The organism is Sphingobium sp. TomTYG72 (assembly GCF_055394715.1).
Map to the genome: position 1 here is coordinate 2,258,671 of NZ_AP027336.1, position 13,489 is coordinate 2,272,159.

Consider the following 13,489-nt stretch of genomic DNA (forward strand, 5'->3'; position numbering starts at 1 on the left):
CTCAGGACTTGTCGCCATTCTTCCCGGCAACGCCAGAAAGGCCGATGTCCATCATCTGCCGGAACAGGCGCATCCCCGCATCCCCCAGAGGAGAGAAGCTTTTGAACATCGTTTCCATCTGTTCGGCGCTGGCGATGCCGTCAAAGCTGTCCAGCATCGTTTTCACATATTTGTCGTGAATGGGCGTGACATCGGGCAGGCCCAGAAAGGCCCGCGCCTCGGTTGGGGTGCAATCTACGTCGACCGTTACTTTCATCCTACGCACCTTCAGTTGCGAGCCATCGTCGTCATGCCGCAACATGGCCCTCAAACGCAAATAATTTGGTCATAGTAGCGTTGGCGGTTCTTCAAAACCCGCTTATCCTTCAAACATAGTGCAGCGAACGAGAGGACATCAGCCATGGGATCATTTACGCCAATTTCGACCCTTGAGGGCGATGCGCAATTCGACACCTATGTCGCTCGCCCCGACGGGACGCCACGCGCCGCGATTATCGTCATTCAGGAAATCTTCGGCGTAAATGAAGGCATTCGCCGCAAATGCGACAATTGGGCCAGCCAAGGATATCTGGCGGTTTCTCCCGACCTGTTCTGGCGCGACACCGCGCATGTCGAACTGGATGCGGACGTTCCAGAGCAATTTCAGACGGCAATCGGCCACATGCAGAAGCTGGATCAGGACCTCGCCATCTATGACATTGAATCGGCGATCAAATTCGCTCGAGCGGAACTGGGCGGCACAGGCAAGGTCGGCGTGGTCGGCTACTGCCTTGGCGGGCGGCTGACCTTCATGGCCGCCTGCCGGACGGATGGCGACGCCTTTGTCGGCTTTTATGGCGTGGGCATCGACAATCTTCTGGGCGAGCAGCATGCTATCGGAAAGCCGGTCCTGCTGCACATTCCCACCGCTGACGGCTTCGTGCCGCCGGAAGTGCAGAAGACCATGCATGACGGCCTGAAGGACAATCGCCACGTGACCCTTCATGATTATGAGGGGCTGGACCATGGCTTTGCCGCTGAAATGGGCGCGCGCCGGGTCGAGGATGCCGCGCAACTGGCCGATCAGCGCACAGCCGACTTCTTCGCCACGCATCTCTGATCGATGCGCCGCCCATGACACAAGCCTGGCGCATGATCGTCCGCGCGACCGGTGGTCCCGAGGTGATCGAGCGGAAGTATTTCGATCCCGCTCCTCCGGCCGAGGGTGAGGTGCTGATCGCTCAGGATGCAATCGGCCTGAACTTCATCGACACCTATCATCGGTCGGGCCTCTACGAAGCCCCGCTCCCCCTCACCCTCGGCGTGGAAGGAGCGGGCTATGTCGCGGCCGTGGGAGCGGGTGTCAGCGGGCTGGCGATCGGTGACAAGGTAGGCTCGGCGGGCGGGATGGGCGCCTATGCCACCCATCGCACGGTCGCCGCCGACCGCGTCATCAGGATTCCAGACAAGATCGGCACGGATGAAGCAGCCGCGATGATGTTGAAGGGCATGACCGCCTGTTTCCTTGCGGAGGATATATTGCCACTGCGTCCGGGTCAGGTAGCTCTGGTCCATGCCGCCGCCGGTGGCGTAGGCTCCGTGCTCGTGCCCTGGCTTCGGGACAAGGGCGTCGTGGTCATCGCCCATAGCGGGTCGGCGGAAAAGGCCGCTACCGTGCAAGCGGATCACAGCCTGCACTGCCCGTTAGCCGACCTTTCCGATCAAGTGCGCGCCCTGACGGACGGACAGGGTGTAGACATCGTCTATGATGGCGTGGGGAAGGATAGCTGGAGCGCCTCGCTTGGCTCGCTCAGGCGCCGTGGCATGATGGTGAGCTATGGCAATGCGTCTGGCCCCGTACCGCCGGTCAGCCTGCTGGAACTCAGTCGCGCTGGGTCCCTCTATGTGACCCGTCCCACCCTGTTCGACTATATCGTGACGCAGGAGGAGCTGAAGCATGTCAGTGACCGCCTGTTCGATCGCATGCTAAGCGGCGTCGTTCGCGCCCATATCGGCCAACGTTTCGCGCTTTCGCAGGCTGCGGACGCACATCAGTCGCTGGAAGGGCGGCAGACCGTCGGTAGCACCATCCTGGTGCCATAGGCGGGCTGAAGAAGTCTGAAAACGGGTCGAGTAAGTGGCGGGCATCCAAGCCCGCCACCTGCTCGCCTCAATCAGACAAAGAGGGTCAGGATGCCGACCTGATGATCGATAACGCCCTCATAGATCATCTTGACGGCGACATAGATGATGACCGCCAGACCCAGATAAGCGATCCACCGGAAACGCTCGATATATTTGGCGATGATATTCGCCGCGATACCCATCAAGGCGACCGACAGTACAAGGCCGATGATCAGGATGCCAGGGTGATCACGCGCCGCACCCGCGACGGCCAGCACATTGTCCAGGCTCATCGATACGTCGGCTACCGCGACGGCCCAAGCGGCGGCTGCGAAGCTCTTCGCCGGGCGCAACCCGGATATGTCATCGTCGCTGGGATCATCGGGCGTGTCCGCGCCCCGCTTCGGGTGCAGTTCGCGCCACATCTTCCAGCTGACCCAAAGCAACAGCAAACCACCTGCCAGGATCAGGCCAACGATCTGCATCAACTGCGTCACGACCAGAGCAAAACCAATACGCAGCACCAGTGCGGCGATGATGCCGATCATGATGACGCGCTGGCGCTGCTGCGGCGGCAAGCCTGCCGCAAGCGCGCCCACGACGATCGCATTGTCGCCTGCCAGCAGGATGTCGATCATCAACACCTGGCCAAAGGCTGCCAAGGCAGCCGGAGAACCAATATTGCTGAAATCGTTGACGATGTGCCCCCAAATATCGGCGGGCGAACCCAGTCCCTGCGCGGCGGCGGCGGCAGTTGTAAGAAGGTCGATCATAACGGCCTGATATAACTCCGCTTATTGGTTCATCGAATCGAAGAAATCTTCGTTGGTCTTGGAATCCTTCATCTTGTCGAGCAGGAATTCCATCGCATCGACCGTGCCCATCTGCATCAGGATACGGCGCAGCACCCACATTTTGGACAGCTTGGCCTTGTCGACCAGCAATTCTTCCTTGCGGGTGCCCGATTTGCCAACGTCCAGCGCCGGGAAGATGCGCTTGTCCGCGACCTTGCGATCGAGGACGATTTCCGAGTTGCCGGTGCCTTTGAACTCTTCGAAAATGACTTCGTCCATGCGGCTGCCGGTATCGATCAGCGCGGTGGCAATGATCGAGAGCGAACCACCTTCCTCGATGTTACGCGCGGCGCCGAAGAAACGCTTGGGACGCTGGAGCGCATTGGCGTCAACGCCGCCCGTCAGCACCTTGCCCGACGAAGGCACGACGGTGTTGTAGGCACGACCGAGGCGGGTGATCGAATCGAGCAGGATCACCACATCCTTCTTATGTTCCACGAGGCGCTTGGCCTTTTCGATCACCATTTCGGCGACCTGCACGTGGCGCTGCGCGGGTTCGTCGAAGGTCGAGGACACAACCTCGCCCTTCACGCTGCGCTGCATGTCGGTGACTTCTTCCGGACGCTCGTCGATCAGCAGGACGATCAGGAAGACTTCGGGATGATTGTCGGTGATCGCCTTGGCGATGTTCTGGAGCAGAACCGTCTTACCCGTGCGCGGCGGCGCGACGATCAGCGCGCGCTGGCCCTTGCCCTGGGGCGAGACGATGTCGATGACGCGGGCCGACTTGTCCTTGACCGTGGGGTCGAGCGTGTCGAGCACCAGCTTCTGGGTCGGATAGAGCGGCGTCAGGTTGTCGAAGTTGACGCGATGCCGGACGACATCCGGGTCATCGAAGTTGACGGAGATAAGCTTCGTCAGCGCGAAATAGCGCTCGCCATCCTTGGGCGCGCGGATTTCGCCTTCCACCGTATCGCCGGTGCGCAAGCCGAATTTGCGGACCTGGTTGGGCGACACATAGATATCGTCGGGACCGGCAAGGAAGTTCGCTTCAGGCGAGCGCAGGAAGCCAAAGCCGTCGGGCAGCACTTCGATCGTGCCCTCACCCATGATCTGCTCGCCATTTTCCGCCTCAGCCTTGAGGATCGCGAACATCAGGTCCTGTTTGCGCAGGGTCGATGCGCCTTCGACGCCCAGTTCTTCCGCCGTGGTGACCAGATCGGCGGGTGATTTCTTCTTGAGGTCTTTAAGGTGCATTCGACTTGAGTCCGATGACGAGAGATGAAGATTGGAAATACGAAAAAGGAGAGTCGCCCGGTATGGAAAACACGGGACTCCGGCGCTGGACGGCCGGGATAGACCCTCCGCGTTTAGCGATCAGCGCCCCCCAAAGTCAAGGTGTCGCTTGGCTCTGCCTTGCTGGAAATGCTCGCTCCCGCCGCCTTCATCGGCAAATGGTGCAGGAGTTGCGGCAATGGACCGGTCGTGGCGATCCATGCTATGACTTGTTGCTCTAGCTGAAGAGGCGAAGGGCGTGAGAAAGCCTTATCTCGTCCCTGCAATGGCCATCCTGATGATCTGCCCGCCCGCTGCGGGTCAGGCGGTCCCTGCGGCCGATCCGCCCACCGTGGTCCGCACCCTCTCCACCAGTGACGACCGCGTATCCATCCCCATCCACATCGATGGACGCGGCCCCTGGAACTTCATCGTCGATACCGGATCGCAGCGCACGGTCATCTCCCGTGATCTGGCCGATCGCCTCGCCCTGCCCGCCCGCCGCCACGTTACTATCGTCAGCATGGCGGGTCGCCAGGAAACGCGCACCGTCGCCGTTCCGCGACTCGGCTATGGCGCGGAAACGGTCGATGGCATCGAAGCGCCCGTGCTGGAGGGTGACCATCTCGGCGCGGCGGGGCTGCTCGGGCTCGACAGCCTGCATGCCAAGCGCCTCCTGCTCAATTTCCGCACCGGCCGAATGGAAATCGGCGCCAGCCGTCCGTCATGGCGTGACCCCAATGCCATCATCGTCGAGGCACGGCGCCGCAAGGGGCAACTGATCCTGCTGCATTCCGACGCCAATGGATTGAAGGTCAACATCATCCTCGACACCGGCACCCATCTGAGCGTCGGCAATCTTGCCCTGCGCGACAAGCTGATCCGCAAGAAGCGCGCCCCGGCGATGAGCGAGATCAGCCTGATAAGTGTGACGGGCGAGACTTTGACCGGTCAGCTTGGGCAGATCGGCAGGATTCGCATGGGACCCATCGTTCTTACCAATCTGCCCGTCATGTTCGCCGATGCTCAGCCATTCAGCGAACTTGGCCTGCAGGACAAGCCCACTTTGCTGCTCGGCATCCAGGCTCTCAGGATGTTCGATCGTGTCGCCATCGACTTTGGCCGGGGCAAGGTCGATTTCATGATGCCGGATGTCGGCGCGTCTGATCCACGGCGCCTGGCCGCCGCACTTCGCCAGGCCGGTTAACGCGGCGGGGGCCGCTGCCGTTCACGGCCCAGCACCTGATCGATCCACTGCTGATCCAGCCGGGGTGGCGTCGTGCGGGCAGGAGGCGCCTGATCAACGGACTGATCGTCCTGTTCGCCTTCATCCTCTCGCTGCTGCGGGTCCTGGCCGATCGGCAATCCATTTTCATCGACCATCATGCCGCCGCTCGTTCCATTATCGGGCGCGCCATAATAGGCCTCTTCATCAGGCTCCAACTGCCATTCGGGCAGCGTCACCTGCGTCTCGAACTGCTCGACCGGGCGGCGCGATACGGCGACCTTCATATAGTCGGCAAAGGCGTGCGCGGGCGCGCGGCCGCCCTGCAAAACACTCACCGGCCGCGCATCGTCCCTGCCCATCCAGACGCCCGTAGTGATGCCGCTGGAAAAGCCCAGGAACCAGCCATCCTTGTTGCTGCTTGTGGTGCCGGTCTTGCCCGCAACCGGTCGGCCGATCTGCGCGGCCTTGCCAGTACCGGTGCTGACCGCAGTCTGCATCAGGTCGGTCATCCCGGCCGCCACCCAGGGCGCCACCAGCACGCGGCTGGTATCGTCCTGATGCTGGTAGAGCAGCCGCCCGTCCGCCGTCGTCACCTTCGTGATGCCATAGGGCGTCACCGCCACCCCCTTGCGCGCGATGGAGGCGAAGGCGCGCGTCATGTCGATCAGGCGCACGTCTGACGTGCCCAGGACCATCGAGGGATGCGTGTTGATCGGCGTCGTCACGCCAAAGCGCCGCGCCATGTCCGCCACAGTCGGAAAGCCCACCTCGACGCCCAACTGCGCGGCGACCGTGTTGATGGAGTAAGCAAAGGCCGTGCGCACATCGATGTCGCCGGAAAACCGCCCGGAACTGTTGCGCGGGCTCCAACCGTTGATCGTCACCGGTTTGTCCGTAACGCCGGTATCAGGCGTATAGCCCGCCTCCAGCGCCGCCATATAGACGAAAATCTTCCAGGCCGAGCCCGGCTGTCGCGTGGCGGTCGTCGCCCGGTTATAGTTGGACGTCACATAGTCGAGCCCGCCGACCATCGCCCGCACCGCGCCATCGCGATCGAGCGAGACCAGCGCGCCCTGCGCGCCCCCCGGCACATTGGCCTGGATCGCCGCCGTCGCCGCCTTCTGCATGCCCAGATCGATGGTGGTATAGACTTCCAGCGGCTCATTGGGCTCGTCCACCAGCACATCAAGTTGCGGCAGTGCCCAGTCGGTGAAGTAGCGCACGCTGTTTTGCGGCGGCTCCGGCGCCATCTTGACGTCGTTCAAGTCGATGCTCGCCCGCTGCGCCGCGCTGATCGCGCCATTTTCCTGCATCAGTTCCAGCACAACGCCCGCACGGCCGATCGCCGCTTCGGCATCAGCGGTGGGCGAATAGCTCGACGGCGCCTTCACCAGCCCCGCGATGATCGCCGCTTCCGGCAGGCTGAGCGCAGCGGCGGGATGACCGAAGAATTTGCGGCTGGCAGCGTCGATGCCATAGGCTCCGCCGCCGAAATACACCTTGTTGAGGTACAGCTCCAAAATCTGCCGCTTGGAAAATTTCCGCTCCAGCGCCAGCGCCAGGATCATTTCCCGAACCTTGCGGCCCCAGCTATAGCTGTTGTTGAGGAAGATGTTGCGCGTCACCTGCTGGGTGATGGTCGACGCGCCCTGCCAGCGGCGGCCCTTGCCACGGTTCTCCAGCGCGACCCAGGTCGCGCGCGCCATGCCTATCGGATCGACGCCGGGATGCAGATAATAGCGCTTGTCCTCGGTCGAAATCATCGCATCGACCATCACCGCCGGGATCTGGTCATAGGACAGCCACCGGCCAAAACTCGGCCCCAACGACACGATCACGCTGCCGTCAGCGGCATGGACGCGGATCATCTGCCCGTTGGGCGATGATTTGAGCGATTCATAATCGGGCAGCGACTGGTAGGCGATCACCACCGCCACGACGATCGCGAACAAAGCGCCCACCGTCGCGACCAGCCCGAACTTGATGCCCCGGATCAGCCACCGCTTCGCGCCTCCGGGCGTGTCCTTGCTCTTGCCTGCTCGTGCCATCTACATCGCCCGGATACGCGCTAAGGGATCAAGCCACCAGCGCAAAAGGGGCGCTGACAACCTTGTGATCTTGGTTCTCAAGAGAAGCGACGCTTTACCGGCGATGAATGATTATTCAACCTCGTCGCGCGGCTTGAAGTCCAGCGACGCACTGTTCATGCAATAGCGCAGGCCGTTGACGCCCGGACCATCGGGAAAGACATGGCCCAGATGCCCTTCGCACTTGGCGCAACGCACTTCGGTGCGGATCATGCCGTGGCTGCTGTCGCGAATCTCCTCCACCGCGTCGATGTCGACCGGCGCGGTAAAGCTCGGCCAGCCAGAGCCGCTGTCATATTTTTCCTCGGCATCGAACAGTTCGGCCCCACAACCGGCGCAAAAATAGACGCCGTCGGCCTTGTTGCTGTTATATTTGCCGGTAAAGGCCCGCTCCGTCCCCGCCTCTCGCAACACATGAAATTGCTCGGAAGAAAGGCGCTCGCGCCATTCGGCGTCGGTCAGGTTGAGCTTGTCCATGGCCGCAATATGGCGACGGCACTTCCTACGATCAAGCGCTTAGGACGCGCTACTAGAGAGCCACGTTATTGGCGTTCGTACATCTTATAGTTTTTTCTACGATCATCCGCGCCCTTCTCAATTCACGCTCGCATCCGCGACAGTGAGCAACGGGTATCGTTCAACCCAACGCTTGGAGGAAATTCGCTCTTGATAGACTGACAATTTCTGAGTGGCGAAAGCAGGTGTCGGTCTTAATTTCAATTCGAATAGGTCGCGCAGTCCGAATGGCGAGTTTACTTCAATCCCGTCATCTGCGCCGAAGCGAGCCGCGACGGCGGTGGCGGTTTCGGGCCAATGCCGCATGGCATCAGCTACCGATCGGTAAGGACCATCTCCGTTGCGAAGATGCATTCGCGCCTGATTTTTCACTGACCACGTCAAGCAAGGCATATGAGAGCGAAGCGCATGCTCGATGCAATGGTCGGTTTCCTCATCGGACGGGTCGGAGGCAAACCACACAACATCGACGTCTCCACAGGGCGGACGTATCCCATAACCGTGAAGATAATCCCATATGGCATCACGGACAAAGCCTGCCCCGATCCAACAGTCAGGAAGCCTCAAGGCAGCAACCGCCTTCAATGCTTGCCGCCTCAGCCTATCGCTATTCAAAACTGTCTTGAAAACAGCGATCTGATCCATAGCGGCCATTTTTGACGGCAGATGCAGGCTTTGCAAGCTGTCCGCCCTACCGCTCCCGTGCCGCCTGTCGCGCGATGGCGAGCAATTCGTGCCGTACCATCAGGTCGCCAAGACCCCTGCCCGACCGGCTTGCCCGTTCCGCCTGCGCCAGCCGCTGGATCACGCGGGCGATGCCATGCGCATCCCAGAGCCGCACCTGCCGGGTGACGACGCCCTTTTCCTTCCAGAATACCTGCTTGCCCGCAGCTTCGACCGCTCCCTCCAGCCGTCCGCTGTCATCGAAGGACGAACGGATATTGGCGAGCAGCATCGCACGGGTCAGAAGCGGACGCAGCACCGCCGCCATCGCTGTCCCCGCCTCGGCCAGACGCCCCAGTTCCCGATGCATGGCGCGCAGGTCGCCCCCCAACACCGCGTTGACCAGCGGCGCCGCGTCCGAATCGGGATTATCGGCCGACAGCGCATCCAATGCTTCTGCCGTCGCCTCGGCTGGCCGATCCGGCGCGGCGTCGAGATAGAGGATCAGCTTCTCGATCTCACCGCCCATCAACGCGCGGTCACCATTGGTCAGGTCCACGATCCGCTTCGCCAGCTCGGCGGGCAGGCGCAGTCCCCCGTCCCGCGCGATCGCGACGGCAATCTGCTCTGCCTCCCGCGCATCCGGCTGATAGGAGGCGAACGCCATGGCCAGCGGACTGTCGAGCACCAGCTTCAACAGCTTGGACGTACCCTTCAGCGCCCCTGCGGTCGCGATCACCGGGTTGCCTGCCGCCAGCGCTTCGAACAATGCCGCCACCGCGGGCAGCGACTCCTCACCCATGCCGTTGACGCGTATCCAGCGCCGGTCACCGAACATGGAAAAGGACGCCGCCTCGTCCGCCAGCCGGGCGGGATCGTCCCGTAACGTCGGCCCATCCAGATCGACGCGCTCCGCCTCCGGCCCCATCGCCCGTTCAAGCCGCTTGCCCAGCGCCGCGCTGCCCGCCTCATCGGGTCCGTAGAGCAGGAAGAAACGGATATCGGCCGGGGGTGCGTCCAGCGCCTTTTCAATCTGGCCGCGATTGGCCTTCAACGCTGCTGGTCCCTCGTCGCAAACAGCGCCAGCCGGGAGACGATCTGGTCCGCAATCGTCTGCGACAGCCGTTCCAGCGCGGTATCTTCCGCCGCGATGGTCGCATATTCGCTGGAGGTCACGTCGATGCCCGCGTCCGACCCCGCCGTATCGTCGATCACCTGCGCGCCGGTGGCCGCATCGATCAACTGATAGCGCGCCCGCAACGTCCGCCGTTCGCGCGTGATCGCTTGGTCAGCGCGCAAGCCAAAGCCGCTGATCTGGTCATCCAGCTTCACCACCAGCCTATAGCTTGGCCCCGCGCCGCTCATTGCGGACAAGCGGTCGTTGAGCGCATTGCGCACCAGCCAGCCGCCCTTGCCCTCAATCGGCGCAATCTCGACATTGCCCAGCTTCTGCGCGACCGCGCCATGACTGCCGCCACTATAGACGGGACGCAGACCACAAGCGGAGAGGATGACGGTGGCAGCGAGCAGGGGCAAAATGCGCTTCATGGGACACTCTCTACCCGTTCGGGCTGAGCCTGTCGAAGCCCTGTTCTTCTTTTGAAGAAAAGAGAGCCCTTCGACAAGCTCAGGGCGAACGGTTCGTTGTTAAATGACCAGGTTGACCAGCCTGTCAGGCACCACGATCACCTTCTTCGGGGTCGCGCCATCCAGCGTCCGCGCCACATTGGGCGCCGCAAGGGCGAGCCGTTCCAGCTCATCCTTGCTCGTCCCCTTGGGCACGGTGATGGTGTCGCGCAGCTTGCCCATAACCTGGCAGGCAATCGTCACCTCATCCTCGACCAATAGCGCCGGATCAACAGCGGGCCAGGCTGCATCCGCGATCAGGCCCTGCTCACCCATATCCGCCCAGGCTTCCTCCGCCAGATGCGGCGTCATCGGCGCGACCAGCAGAGCGAGCGCCCGGATCGCCGCGCTGCGGCTCGCCGAGGGCTTGGCCTTCTCCACCGCGTTGGTCAGTTCGTATATCTTCGCCACCGCCTTGTTGAAGGACAGCGCCTCGATATCCTTGGCGATGCCGTCAATCGTCTGGTGCAGCTTGCGGTCCAGCGCCTTGTCTTCACCCTCGGCACTCTTGTCGGCCTCACCAAACAGCCTCCACAGCCGGTTGATGAAGCGCCACGACCCTTCAATACCGCTCTCCGTCCAGGGCAGGTCGCGCTCCGGCGGGCTGTCGGACAGCATGAACCAGCGCACCGCGTCCGCGCCATATTGGGCGATGATGTCATCGGGATCGACGACATTCTTCTTGGACTTGGACATCTTCTCGACGCGACCACGTTCGACCCGATCGCCTTTGTCCACGGTGAACCAGCCACCATCTCGCTGCTCAACGTCGCTAGGCGCTAACCATTCACCCAGAACGGCATGCATTTCTGCCGGGATGCCATCAGTATTCGTTTCAGCAGGAAGGGGAACCACGCGTCGGTAAGTCTCGTGCGTCACCATCCCCTGCGTGAACAGGCCCGTGAACGGCTCGGCAAAGCCCAACTGCCCCATATGCTGGAGCGCCCGCGTCCAGAAACGCGCATAGAGCAGGTGCAGGATCGCATGTTCCACGCCGCCAATATATTGCCCCACCGGCAGCCATTTCTCGACCGTTTCCCGATCGAAGGGCTTGTCCTTGGGCTGGCTGGCGAAGCGGATGAAATACCAGCTGGAATCGGCGAACGTGTCCAGCGTATCGGTCTCCCGCCGCGCCGCCTTGCCGCATTTGGGGCAATCGACATGCTTCCAGGTCGGATGACGGTCGAGCGGATTGCCCGGAATGTCGAAGCTGACATCCTCCGGCAGCACCACCGGCAGTTGGTCCTTGGGCACGCCCACGACCCCACAATCCTCGCAATGGATGACCGGGATCGGCGTCCCCCAATAACGCTGGCGCGACACGCCCCAGTCGCGCAGGCGGAACACGGTGGTGCCATTGCCCCAGCCACCCGCCTCGGCGCGGCGGATCACTTCCGCCTTCGCGTCTTCAACGCTCATGCCGTTCAGGAAATCGGAGTTTACGAGGCGGCCCAGCCCGGTATAGGCCTCGTCACCGATCCCCTTCTCCTCGTCGCCCTCGGCGGCAACCACACGCTCCACGGGCAGCATATATTTGCGCGCGAAGTCGAGGTCGCGCTGGTCATGCCCCGGCACCGCCATGACGGCGCCCGTGCCATATTCCATTAGCACGAAGTTCGCGACGAACAGCGGCAGTTTCCGGCCGGTAAAGGGATGGATCACCGACAGGCCGGTGTCATAGCCCTTCTTCTCCTGCGTCTCGATCTCCGCCGCAGCAGTGCCGCTATGACAGCATTCCTCGGCAAAGGCGGCGAGCCCCGCATCCTTCGCCTCCAGCGCCAATGCGATCGGATGATCCGCCGCAACCGCCGCAAAGCTCGCGCCGAAGATCGTGTCGGGCCGGGTCGAAAAGACCTCCAACTCCTCGATCCCGTCCACCGTCTCGTCCAGCTTGAAACGGAACTGCAGACCGACCGACTTGCCGATCCAGTTCTCCTGCATCAGCCGCACCTTCTCGGGCCACTGATCCAGAGTCTTCAGACCGTTTAACAAATCATCGGCAAACTGCGTGATCTTAAGGAACCACTGGCTCAATTTGCGCTTCTCGACCGGCGCGCCAGAGCGCCAGCCCTTGCCATCGATCACCTGCTCATTGGCCAGCACGGTCATATCGACCGGGTCCCAATTGACCGCGCTTTCCTTCCGGTAAACCAGCCCGGCTTCCAGCATGTCGAGGAACAGCGCCTGCTCCTGCCCATAATAATCCGGCTCGCAGGTCGCCAATTCCCGACTCCAGTCGAGCGCAAAGCCCAGCTTCTTGAGCTGCGCACGCATCGTCGCGATATTGGAACGGGTCCAGTCGCCCGGATGCACCTTCTTTTCCATCGCGGCATTTTCCGCAGGCATGCCGAAGGCATCCCAGCCCATCGGATGCAGCACTTCATGCCCCGTCATCCGACGGAACCGCGCCAGCACATCGCCCATCGAATAGTTGCGCACATGGCCGATATGAATGCGCCCGGACGGATAGGGGAACATCTCCAGCACGTAGCTACGCGGCTTGTCGCTGGTATCCGACGCCTTGAACGTCTGCTTCTCGTCCCAAACGGCCTGCCAGCGGGCATCGGCCTCAAGCGGGTTGAAGCGCCTTTGCATTTACTCACGTCCCCAAAATGCATGCGGGCTGAGCTCTTCCAAGCCCAGCCCCCGGTTGCTTAAGAAATTGGATGAAAGGAAGGGCTTAGCCTGCGATCGCCATGCGGCGCAGGTCACGCGCCTTGGTCAGGATGATCTCTTCCAGCTTCTGGACCGTGGCAGCCTGCACCGGCGCATCGACCCACTGGCCGCCCTGATTGACCTGACGGCTGGCCGCGACGCGCAGCGCATCGGCCCGCAGGTCCTGATCCAGGATCGACACGGTCAGCTTCATCCGTTCATTGGGCGAATTCGGATTGGCGTACCAGTCCGTCACGATCACGCCACCGTTGGAATCGGTCTGCACCATCGGCATGAAGGACAGCGTGTCCAGCGTCGCGCGCCACAGATAGCTGTTGACGCCGATCGTCGTCACCTTGGACGCAGCCAGATCGGCCTTGGGACGTTCCTTGGCCCCGCCGCCGCATGCAGCGAGCGGCAAAAGCGCGGCCAGCAGCAGACCGGCGGAAATAGAAGCGGGTAGGCGGCGGACCATCAGGGCATGTCCCATATTGAAGAAAAACGCCCCGCTTCTATAGAGAAGCCGTGGCAATGGGCAAGGG

The 13,489-nt window shown here is 62.1% G+C and carries 13 protein-coding genes; 3 read left to right on the forward strand and 10 right to left on the reverse strand.

The window, feature by feature from the left end; all coding sequences use genetic code 11:
• Position 1: 1 nt before the first annotated feature.
• Positions 2–256, reverse strand: a complete 255-nt coding sequence (locus ACZ5U1_RS11235) for a DUF6489 family protein (protein ID WP_196226641.1) — start codon at positions 254–256, stop codon at positions 2–4.
• Positions 257–400: 144 nt separating this feature from the next.
• Here ACZ5U1_RS11235 and ACZ5U1_RS11240 point away from each other — a divergent pair, with 144 nt between their 5' ends.
• Together ACZ5U1_RS11240 and ACZ5U1_RS11245 are read left to right on the forward strand one after the other, a co-directional pair.
• Positions 401–1,099: a dienelactone hydrolase family protein gene (locus ACZ5U1_RS11240; protein WP_464778475.1), complete on the forward strand. Its 699-nt coding sequence runs from the start codon at positions 401–403 to the stop codon at positions 1,097–1,099.
• Positions 1,100–1,113: 14 nt separating this feature from the next.
• Positions 1,114–2,082, forward strand: a complete 969-nt coding sequence (locus ACZ5U1_RS11245; RefSeq protein ID WP_464778476.1) for a quinone oxidoreductase family protein — start codon at positions 1,114–1,116, stop codon at positions 2,080–2,082.
• 71 nt (positions 2,083–2,153) lie between these two features.
• Here ACZ5U1_RS11245 and ACZ5U1_RS11250 read toward each other — a convergent pair whose 3' ends face one another.
• Both ACZ5U1_RS11250 and rho read right to left on the reverse strand, forming a co-directional pair.
• On the reverse strand, positions 2,154–2,876 hold the full coding sequence (locus ACZ5U1_RS11250) for a YjbE family putative metal transport protein (RefSeq protein WP_464778477.1): 723 nt from the start codon (positions 2,874–2,876) through the stop codon (positions 2,154–2,156).
• 21 nt (positions 2,877–2,897) lie between these two features.
• On the reverse strand, positions 2,898–4,154 hold the full coding sequence (rho, locus tag ACZ5U1_RS11255) for a transcription termination factor Rho (RefSeq protein WP_196224894.1): 1,257 nt from the start codon (positions 4,152–4,154) through the stop codon (positions 2,898–2,900).
• Positions 4,155–4,458: 304 nt separating this feature from the next.
• On the opposite strand from rho, the gene ACZ5U1_RS11260 reads away from it, so the two are divergent.
• Positions 4,459–5,379: a retroviral-like aspartic protease family protein gene (locus tag ACZ5U1_RS11260; RefSeq protein ID WP_464780036.1), complete on the forward strand. Its 921-nt coding sequence runs from the start codon at positions 4,459–4,461 to the stop codon at positions 5,377–5,379.
• Here ACZ5U1_RS11260 and ACZ5U1_RS11265 read toward each other — a convergent pair.
• The 7 genes from ACZ5U1_RS11265 to ACZ5U1_RS11295 form a co-directional block, all read right to left on the reverse strand.
• Positions 5,376–7,448, reverse strand: a complete 2,073-nt coding sequence (locus ACZ5U1_RS11265) for a transglycosylase domain-containing protein (protein ID WP_464778478.1) — start codon at positions 7,446–7,448, stop codon at positions 5,376–5,378. The two genes, ACZ5U1_RS11260 and ACZ5U1_RS11265, sit on opposite strands and share 4 nt — an antisense overlap.
• A 111-nt stretch (positions 7,449–7,559) precedes the next feature.
• Positions 7,560–7,964 carry a peptide-methionine (R)-S-oxide reductase MsrB gene (msrB, locus tag ACZ5U1_RS11270; protein WP_449474513.1) on the reverse strand — a complete coding sequence of 135 codons (405 nt, stop codon included), beginning with the start codon at positions 7,962–7,964 and terminating at the stop codon, positions 7,560–7,562.
• 117 nt (positions 7,965–8,081) lie between these two features.
• Complete coding sequence (locus tag ACZ5U1_RS11275; RefSeq protein WP_464778479.1) at positions 8,082–8,684, reverse strand: nucleotidyltransferase family protein; 603 nt, start codon at positions 8,682–8,684, stop codon at positions 8,082–8,084.
• A 10-nt stretch (positions 8,685–8,694) separates the two neighbouring features.
• A complete protein-coding gene (gene holA / locus ACZ5U1_RS11280) occupies positions 8,695–9,720 on the reverse strand; it encodes a DNA polymerase III subunit delta (RefSeq protein ID WP_464778480.1) in 1,026 nt (341 codons plus the stop codon).
• Entirely contained in the window at positions 9,717–10,214 is a 498-nt protein-coding gene (gene lptE, locus ACZ5U1_RS11285) for an LPS assembly lipoprotein LptE (RefSeq protein ID WP_464778481.1), read from the reverse strand. Before lptE ends, holA begins: the two co-directional genes overlap by 4 nt.
• A gap of 99 nt (positions 10,215–10,313) precedes the next feature.
• Positions 10,314–12,887, reverse strand: coding sequence for a leucine--tRNA ligase (leuS, locus tag ACZ5U1_RS11290; RefSeq protein ID WP_464778482.1), 2,574 nt, complete (start codon positions 12,885–12,887; stop codon positions 10,314–10,316).
• Positions 12,888–12,972: 85 nt separating this feature from the next.
• Positions 12,973–13,422 (reverse strand): DUF3576 domain-containing protein, encoded by a 450-nt coding sequence (locus ACZ5U1_RS11295; protein WP_196224901.1) that lies wholly within the window; start codon positions 13,420–13,422, stop codon positions 12,973–12,975.
• Positions 13,423–13,489 lie beyond the last annotated feature (67 nt).